At 70.4% G+C, this 8,258-nt stretch carries 9 protein-coding genes; 6 read left to right on the top strand and 3 right to left on the bottom strand.

Annotation, left to right across the window (positions count from 1 at the left end):
• A partial coding sequence (locus tag AB0M47_RS40970; RefSeq protein ID WP_363423952.1) for a cyclic nucleotide-binding domain-containing protein occupies positions 1–460 on the bottom strand: 460 nt, incomplete at its 3' end.
• A 156-nt stretch (positions 461–616) separates the two neighbouring features.
• Here AB0M47_RS40970 and AB0M47_RS40965 point away from each other — a divergent pair.
• From AB0M47_RS40965 to AB0M47_RS40940, 6 genes are all read left to right on the top strand, one after another.
• Positions 617–1,273: an adenosylcobinamide amidohydrolase gene (locus AB0M47_RS40965; RefSeq protein ID WP_363423950.1), complete on the top strand. Its 657-nt coding sequence runs from the start codon at positions 617–619 to the stop codon at positions 1,271–1,273.
• A gap of 75 nt (positions 1,274–1,348) precedes the next feature.
• Positions 1,349–2,521 (top strand): CapA family protein, encoded by a 1,173-nt coding sequence (locus AB0M47_RS40960; RefSeq protein WP_363423948.1) that lies wholly within the window; start codon positions 1,349–1,351, stop codon positions 2,519–2,521.
• A gap of 19 nt (positions 2,522–2,540) precedes the next feature.
• Complete coding sequence (gene nth / locus AB0M47_RS40955) at positions 2,541–3,341, top strand: endonuclease III (RefSeq protein WP_363423946.1); 801 nt, start codon at positions 2,541–2,543, stop codon at positions 3,339–3,341.
• Positions 3,338–3,904, top strand: coding sequence for a TlpA disulfide reductase family protein (locus tag AB0M47_RS40950; RefSeq protein WP_363423944.1), 567 nt, complete (start codon positions 3,338–3,340; stop codon positions 3,902–3,904). Before nth ends, AB0M47_RS40950 begins: the two co-directional genes overlap by 4 nt.
• Positions 3,901–4,536 (top strand): CoA pyrophosphatase, encoded by a 636-nt coding sequence (locus tag AB0M47_RS40945; protein ID WP_363423942.1) that lies wholly within the window; start codon positions 3,901–3,903, stop codon positions 4,534–4,536. The genes AB0M47_RS40950 and AB0M47_RS40945 overlap by 4 nt, the downstream gene beginning before the upstream one ends.
• Positions 4,537–4,540: 4 nt before the next feature.
• Positions 4,541–5,722 carry a MarP family serine protease gene (locus tag AB0M47_RS40940; RefSeq protein WP_253759520.1) on the top strand — a complete coding sequence of 394 codons (1,182 nt, stop codon included), beginning with the start codon at positions 4,541–4,543 and terminating at the stop codon, positions 5,720–5,722.
• An 89-nt stretch (positions 5,723–5,811) separates the two neighbouring features.
• Here AB0M47_RS40940 and mycP read toward each other — a convergent pair whose 3' ends face one another.
• Positions 5,812–6,951 carry a type VII secretion-associated serine protease mycosin gene (gene mycP / locus AB0M47_RS40935; protein WP_363423955.1) on the bottom strand — a complete coding sequence of 380 codons (1,140 nt, stop codon included), beginning with the start codon at positions 6,949–6,951 and terminating at the stop codon, positions 5,812–5,814.
• A gap of 160 nt (positions 6,952–7,111) precedes the next feature.
• Positions 7,112–8,258: type VII secretion integral membrane protein EccD (gene eccD, locus AB0M47_RS40930; protein ID WP_363423939.1), on the bottom strand; the 1,147-nt coding region annotated here is incomplete at its 5' end.

Here is an 8,258-nt window from a genome sequence, read left to right as displayed (position 1 = left end):
GGTTCTTGGCGACCCGGCCCGGGACGTCGGTGAAGATCAGGTCGGCGAGCGCGTCGTTGGTCCGGCGCAGCCGCCGGGCGAGGACGCGGAGCAGCTGCTCGGCGATCTCCGGCCGGTTGGTCAGCCACGGGCGCAGGGCGGCCTTGCGCAGGCGGGCCAGTCGGGAGTCGGTGACGGCGGTGGCCGTGGCGGTACGCGGGCCGGGGTCGAACAGCGACAGCTCGCCCATCATGTCGGACGGACCCATCACGGCGATCAGGTTCTGCCGGCCGTCCGCGGCGCGGCGGCCCAGCTTGATCTTCCCGGACAGCACGATGTAGAGGCTGTCGCCCGGCTCGCCCTCGTTGAAGACGACCTCGCCCTTGCGAACCTCGATGGTCTCGATCTCACGGGCGAGAGCCTCCGCGGCCTCGGGATCGACACCCTGGAAGATCCCGCTGCGGGCCAGCACCTCATCCATGCGCCACACCTCCACCTGTGCGCTTCTGCGCTTGCCTGCTTCTGCGCTGCCTGCGGCAGCCACGCAACAAACGCGCAACGTCAGTCTAGGCGCAACGCGACGAGAACCGGACGGGTACCCAAAAGATCGCTGTTAGCCCCAGAGTAAGGTCGTGCGGTGCGTCCTGAGCTGGTCTTTCGCGAAGAGGGCGGGCTTTTGGCACCGCTGCTGGTCTGGCGGTTGCCGGGCGCAATCCCGACAATCTCCTCAGGTCCCCTCGGCGGCGGCATCGGCGAGCGCCGTTGGGTGATGAACGCCACTGTTCCGATGTCGTACGACCGCGATGATCCTGGCGTTCACCTGTCCGACATCGCGGGAGATCTCGGCCTTTCCGGACCCGGCGCCGGACTCATGACCGGCGTCGACGTCGCGCGGGTGGTCACCGCCGAGGACGACGGCGTCGAGGTCTTCGCCACGGTCGGCCTCGGCCGCCCGATCCTCGCCGCGGCACCCGCTGAGGACGTCGGCGAACTCGTCGGCACGGTCAACATCATCGCCTTCCTACCCGCGCGGCTCAGCGAGGCCGCGCTGGTCAATGCCGTCGCCACCGTCACGGAGGCGAAGGCCCAGGCCCTTTTCGAGCTCGGGTACGCCGCTACGGGGACCTCGACCGACGCGGTGTGTGTCGTGGTGTCCGATTCCGGGCCGGCCGAGGCGTACGGGGGTCCCCGGTCGCGCTGGGGCGCACCGCTCGCCCGCGCCGTTCACCAGGCGGTTCTCCGTGGCGGCCGGGACTTCCGAGCCGACCCGGTCGGCTGGTCGGATCGGACCTGATCAACCTTTCGGGGCCCCGTTCGGCCCGTTCTCCGGGGTCGGCGGAGGGCTTGTCCGCCGGGTAGTCTGTGCGCGATGTCCGCCCCTCGACAGACCCCCCGTTCGTCGCGCCCCCGCTTGATCCTCGGCCTCGCGGTCGCGGTAGTCCTGGTGGGCGCGGCCAGTGCTGCGTACGGCGCGTTCAACGCCACGCGCAAGCCGCAGTGGAACGGTGGTTCGCCCGCCGCCGCCGCGTCGAGCAACGCCGCCGATCCCTCGCCGAGCCAGACCGCTGCGGCCGTGGCCGAGGCGATCACGCTGACGGCGACCGGCGACAACGTCATGGGCGGGCCGGGCAACATGCCGCCCAACGGCGGGAACGACCTCTACACCAAGGTCAAGCCGCTACTCAAGGGCGACCTGGTGATGGGCAACCTCGAGGAGCCGGTCACCGAGGACACCGGCTACCGCAAGTGCGGCGCGGGCTCGACCAGCTGCCACCAGTTCTATGTGCCGCCGAGCTGGGCCAAGCACCTGAAGAACGCCGGCTACCAGCTGATGAACATGGCGAACAACCACGGCAACGACATGGGCTCGAAGGGGTACACCAACACCCAGAAGTCCCTGGACGCGGTCGGGCTCAAGCACACCGGCGCACCCGGCGAGATCACCGTCGTGGACGTCAAGGGCATCAAGGTCGCCGTCGTCGGCTTCTCCTCGTACGCGTGGAACAACAGCCTGATCGACATCCCGAAGGCCAAACAGCTGATCCAGCAGGCCGACAAGCAGGCCGATCTGGTCGTCGTGCAGGTCCACATGGGCTCCGAGGGGACGGCGTACACCCATGTGAAGCCGGGCACCGAGATCTTCCTGGGGGAGAACCGGGGCAACCCGATCGCGTTCGCGCACGCCATGATCGACGCCGGCGCCGACCTGATCGTCGGGCACGGCCCGCACGTCCTTCGCGCGATGGAGTTCTACAAGGGCCGCCTGATCGCGTACAGCCTGGGCAACTTCCTCGGCGGCGGCCGCACGCTGAAGCCGGACGGCGTCCTGGGCTACACCGGCGTGCTCAAGGTGCAGCTGACCAAGGACGGCACCTGGGTCGGTGGCCAGTTCGACTCGGCGATCATGAACAGCCAAGGCGTGCCCGGGCCGGACGCGCAGAAGCGCGGCGCGACCGCCATCCGGAACCTCACGAAGTCGGACTTCCCGACCACCGGGCCGAAGATCGAGTCCTCGGGCAAGATCACGCCGCCGGCTGCCTGACCCGGCCGGGTCGCGGCGGATGTCAGGGCGGCGACGTACGCTCGACGCCGTGACCGAGACCGACTTGGGCCGCAAACGCCGGGCCCGGAAGATGGCCCGCGAGCTGGCGGTGATCCATCCCGACGCGCACTGTGAACTCGACTTCACGACCCCGCTGGAGCTGGCGGTCGCGACGATCCTCTCGGCGCAGTGCACCGACGAACGGGTCAACCAGGTCACGCCGAAGTTGTTCGCGCGCTATCCGACGGCAGCCGATTACGCGGCCGCCGACCGGACCGAGCTGGAGACGATGATCAAGCCGACCGGCTTCTTCCGCAACAAGACGGACTCGCTGATCAAGCTGGGCGCCGCGCTGGTGGAGAAGTACGACGGTGAGGTCCCGGCGAAGCTGACCCAGCTCGTCGAGCTGCCCGGCATCGGGCGCAAGACCGCCAACGTCATCCTCGGCAATGCGTTCGGCGTACCGGGGATCACGGTCGACACGCACTTCGGCCGGCTCGTCGGGCGCTGGAAGTGGACCGACGAGACCGATCCGATCAAGATCGAGCACGCCGTCGGCGCGCTGATCGAGCGTCGAGACTGGACGATGCTGTCGCACCGGGTGATCTTCCACGGGCGTCGCGTGTGCCACTCGCGCAAACCGGCCTGCGGGGCGTGCACGCTCGCGCCGTCCTGCCCCTCGTACGGGCTCGGCCCGACGAATCGGGCCGAGGCGATCAAGCTGCTCAAGGGGCCCCGTGTCGCCGAGCTGGCGGCGCTCGTCGACGAGGAGCTGCCCGTCGGGGGCGCTTCGGCGGGTTCGGCCGAGGGGGCCGCGTGAGGCGGTGGGCGGTCACGGTGCTGGCCGGTGCGCTCCTGCTCGCCGGCTGCGGCAGTGACGAGCCGAAGAACGCCGAGCCACCGGTCGACGGGCCGTTCGCGGAGTGCGCCGCGCTCTCGTCCGACAACGCCTCGGCGGAGCTGCCCGACGTGACGCTGCCCTGCTTCCACGGTGGCCAGTCGGTGCGGTTCTCCCAGCTCAAGGGGACGGTCGTGGTGAACCTCTGGGCGTCGTGGTGCCAGCCCTGCATCCGCGAGCTGCCCGCGTTCACCCAGCTCGCCGGGAAGAAGGACGCGCCGACGGTGATCGGCGTGGTCACGACGGACAAAAGGAACAGTTCGGCCGCGCTCGCCGAGGAACTGCACGTGACCTTCCCGACCCTCTTCGACGACCGGGGCCGCCTCGCGACCGCACTCGTCGAGGCAGAACGCATCAAGTCCAGCGCGCTGCCGGCGACCGTCTTCGTCAAGGACGGCCGGATCGCGTACGTCTATCAGGGTTCGGCCCTCGATGAGGCGAAGCTGACCGACTTGGTGGACCGGTATCTCGGGGTGAAGGTGTGACGGCGCCGATCCCGGAGTGGCTCAAGGGATTGCAGGAGCGGGTCGCGGAGTCCCGCTCGGCCGACTTCAGCCGCTGGCCGCTCCCGGAGCACGGCGGGCGCGAAGCGGCGGTGCTCGTGCTCTTCGGCGAATCCGAGGAGCACAGCCCCGATGTGTTGCTGCTCCAGCGCGCGGCCACGATGCGCAATCACGCCGGGCAGCCGGCGTTTCCCGGTGGGGCCGCCGATCCGGGCGACGGCGGGCCGCAGCAGACCGCCCTGCGCGAGGCCAACGAGGAAGTCGGTCTCGACCCGGCCAGCGTGACGGTGCTGAGTGAACTTCCGCCGATCTGGATTTCCGTCAGCGACTTCGTCGTCACGCCGGTCCTCGCCTGGTGGCACAGCCCGCACCCGGTGTACGCCGTCCAGCCCGCCGAGGTCGAGCGAGTGGCGCGGCTGCCGCTGGCGGAGCTGACCGATCCGGCGAATCGGTTGCGCATCCGGCATTCGAGCGGATACATCGGACCGGCGTTCTCCGTCGGTGGCCTGCTCGTCTGGGGCTTCACCGCCGGAATCCTCACCGTTCTGCTGGATCTCGGTGGGTGGAGCCGGCCTTGGGACACATCTCGCGTCGAGAATCTCCCCGTAGGCTAGGCGGATGTCCGTGGTCGATGCCGTGCTGATCATCCTGATGATCATTTTTGCGATCTCCGGATACCGGCAGGGCTTTCTCATCGGGGTTCTCTCCTTCGCCGGGTTCTTCGTCGGCGCCCTGATCGGATTACAGATCGGTCCGCTGCTCGCCGAGCACTTCGCCTCGCCCACGATTCGCATCGTCATCGCCCTGATCGCCGTGTTCGGCCTGGCCATCCTCGGGCAGGCGGCGACCGGCTGGCTCGGCTCGAAACTTCGCGGCGGGATCACCAACAGCAGCTTTCAGACCGTGGACGACCTCGGTGGCGCCGTCGTCTCGGTGGTAGCGGTCGCGATCGTCGCGTGGTTGGTGGCCATACCGCTGGGCAAGTCCGACTCGGACTGGTTGTCGAGTTCCGTCCGTAACAGCGTGGTTCTCAGCGGTATCGACAAGATCATGCCGAACGACGCGTCGAAGCTGACCCAGGCGCTGCAGGAGACCATCGACACCAACGGCTTCCCGGACGTCTTCGGCGACCTCGTGCCCACCCGCGTACGCCCGGTGCCCGAGCCGGACAGCGCGCTGGCGAAGTCGCAGGTGGTGGTCAACTCCCACAAGTCGGTCGTGAAGGTGCTGGGCAGTGCGCCGAGCTGCTCCCGCCGCATCGAGGGCTCCGGTTTCGTGTACGCCCCCGAGCACGTCCTGACCAACGCCCACGTGGTCGCGGGGACGACCGCGGTGGCCATCAAGGACGAGGACGGCGACCGGCATTCCGCCCGAGTGGTGGTCTACGACCCGGAACGCGACCTGGCGGTGCTCTACGTCCCCGGGTTCTCCGCTCCGGCGCTGCGGCTGGCCGACAACGAGGTGGACACCGGCGCGGACGCGATCGTGCTGGGCTATCCGCTGGACGGGCCCTACAACGCCCAGCCGGCCCGCGTACGCGACGTCGGCGACATCACCGGGCCGGACATCTACGACGACCAGAAGGTGACCCGCGAGGTCTACACGATCCGGGCGCTGGTCCGCAGCGGCAACTCCGGCGGCCCGCTGATCAGCCCGAACGGCCGCGTACTCGGGGTCATCTTCGCCGCCGCGGCCGACGACAAGAACACCGGTTTCGCGGTGACAGCCGACGAGGCGACGCCCGTGGCGGCGGCCGGCGCGACGAAGACGACCGGGGTCGGCACTCAGACCTGCGCCTGACGCAGCAGATCACCGTTACGTACGCTTCTCGCGCCCGGGAAGCACGCACATCCGTGATCCAGCGCCTGACCCTACGGGCCTCAACGGGCTCAGCTGAAGCGGCGCAGGGTGGCCGCGGCCCCGCCGACGAGCACGAGGACGACCGCGATCCCGGCCGGCAGTGCGGCGAGGAGCGGCCGATGACCGGCCGCCCGTTCGGGTTGCGCCCGGGCCACGCTCGCGGCCGGCGATGCGGTCGCCGATGCTCCGGCCTTTCCGAAGCGCGCCTTGCCCGGTGGCGGGACGGTGTCGAGCGGGTTCGCCGCCACCGCGGGAACCGTCAGCGTCAACGCGGCCACGGGATCCACCATGCCGTACCCGTAGGTCGTGTCCCGGCCCAGCGGGCCCAGATCGTCGGCGGTGGCGATGAGACGGTTCACGACATTGGCGGCCGACATCTCCGGCCACTTCGATCGGACGAGCGCCGCCGTAGCGCTCACCAGCGGCGCGGCGAAGCTGGTGCCCTCGACCGTCCAATAACCGCCCGGCCGAGCGCCGACGAGGTCGGCTCCGGGCGCGGCGAGAATGGTCTCGGGTCCGGTCAGCGCGCCGGACCACAACGTCCGGCCGGTGCCGTGGCCGAGCCCGGTCACCGCCAGTACGCCGGGCTCCCGCGCCGGATACCAGACGTCGTCCGGATTGGGCGGCGACTCGTTGCCCGTGCAGGCCACCACGACGACGTCCTTCTCGAAGGCGTAGTCGAGGGCGTCGGCCAGTTCGGGACTGCTCACCGAACCGCCCAGAGAGAGATTGATCACGGCGGCGCCATGGTCGACCGACCAGCGTACGGCGTTGGCCACGACCCGGGCGTCGTCGTATTCGTTCTTCGCGTCGAGCACCCGAACCGGGAGGATCTTCGCGCCAGGCGCCAACCCCAGTACGCCCGACGAGTCGTCGGCCCGCCCGGCGATCAGCCCCGCGACCGTGGTGCCATGGCCGACGGCGTCGGTCTGGCCGTTGCCGCCGGGGCGGACGAAATCCGTCCCGGACAGCACCTGACCGGACAGATCGGGATGGCGACCGTCCACACCGGAGTCGATGACCGCGACGGTCACGCCGCTGCCGTCCGACCAGCGCCAAGCCTGCTGCGCGTGCAGTTGGCCGAGCTGCCACTGGTCTCCGCGTACCTTGTCGGCGGCGAGCCCGGCGCCCTGACCGCCGACGGCGCTCGCCCCGGACACCGGCGACACCGGGAAACCGGCGGCCACGCCCAGCAGGAGCCCCGCGCCCACACGAAGCAGCGCCGTCGCGGTCTTCTGCGATCCGGCGCTGCGTTCAGCCGACGGGCGTCTCACAATGGGTGAAACCTACCGGCTTTGATCGATGAGCGCACGCCTTGCGGCGTGACAATCACCCGGCGATTGCTTGAATCTGATCGAAGACGTTGAGGACCCAGAGCGCGGCCGGGATGACCGACACGACGATCAGCATCTCGAAGAGGTCGGCGATCCGTCCGATGTACGGCGACGGCGGCTTCGTAGACCAGGCCTGCCCGGCGACCACGACGATCAGTGCGATCGCGACCGAGCCCACCGCGATCAGCGCCCGCATGCTGCTGTCGGCGCTCAGCACCATGCCGACGAGCAGCACGGTCACCCCGGTCAGGCCGGCGACCAGCAGCGGAACCCGCTGACGCGGGCTGACGAACAGCCGCGAGCGCAGGAGCAGCGCGACGGCGGCGACCGCGGTCAGCACCTTGCCCGCCACGCCGCCGCCGGTCACGAGGACCGCGGTCGCGCCGACGGTGAGGACGGCGTACCCGATGAGCATTCCGGAGAGCAGCTCCTCGGACCGGGAGACCGCCGAGAACACGCGCTGCCGATCGGGCAGCCGGCGCGCGGCCTCCAGCGAGGGCGAGGAGCCCGCCGCGTAGATCTCCTTGGCACCCTGACCGGTCGGCAGCGTGACCGACGGGACCGGCACCTTGCCGAAGCGGATCGCGAGCACCGGGACCAGGCCGATGCCGCAGACCAGCAGCGCGAGCAGCACCGCGGCCGCGCCGGCCGGGTCGAGGAAGCTGAGCAGGCTGGTGAGCCCGGTGAGCAGGCCGAAGGTCACGCCGGCGGTGAACACCCGGACCCGGCCGCCGACACCGGCTCCGCCGAGCGCCGAGAAGAGCAGTACGCACATCGCGCCGAGCAGCAGCTGGGCCTGCCCGAGCCAGGGGACCAGGCCCATCGCGCCGGGCAGCGTGTCGCCGCCGAGGATGAGCGCGCCACCGGCGAAGGCGTAGGGCAGGCTGAACCCGCCGAGCACCGCGCCGACCCGGGCGTCGCCGTACGCCCGCGAGGCGACCACGCCCGCGAACAGCAGCAGCACCGCCGCGGCGAGGCCGAGCCAGCCGCCGGGCTGCCAGCCCGGTCCGCCCTGCAGGATGGCGAGTACGCCGCCCGCGAGCAGCACGCCCGCACCCACCACGGTGGCGGTTCGGGTGCTGACGGGCGACCAGCCCGCGCCGCGGCGACGGGCGCCCTCGGCGATGGCTTCGACAGATAGG

Origin of the sequence: Hamadaea sp. NPDC051192, assembly GCF_040682475.1 — a bacterium.
GTDB classification, from domain to species: domain Bacteria; phylum Actinomycetota; class Actinomycetes; order Mycobacteriales; family Micromonosporaceae; genus Hamadaea; species Hamadaea flava.
This window is presented reverse-complemented; position numbering and strand designations above follow the sequence as displayed.

Coding starts and splice junctions, on each gene's coding strand:
- nth (WP_363423946.1), top strand. CDS start 2,541: ATGTCAGGGCGGCGACGTACGCTCGACGCCGTGACCGAGACCGACTTG.
- AB0M47_RS40940 (WP_253759520.1), top strand. CDS start 4,541: ATGTCCGTGGTCGATGCCGTGCTGATCATCCTGATGATCATTTTTGCG.
- AB0M47_RS40960 (WP_363423948.1), top strand. CDS start 1,349: ATGTCCGCCCCTCGACAGACCCCCCGTTCGTCGCGCCCCCGCTTGATC.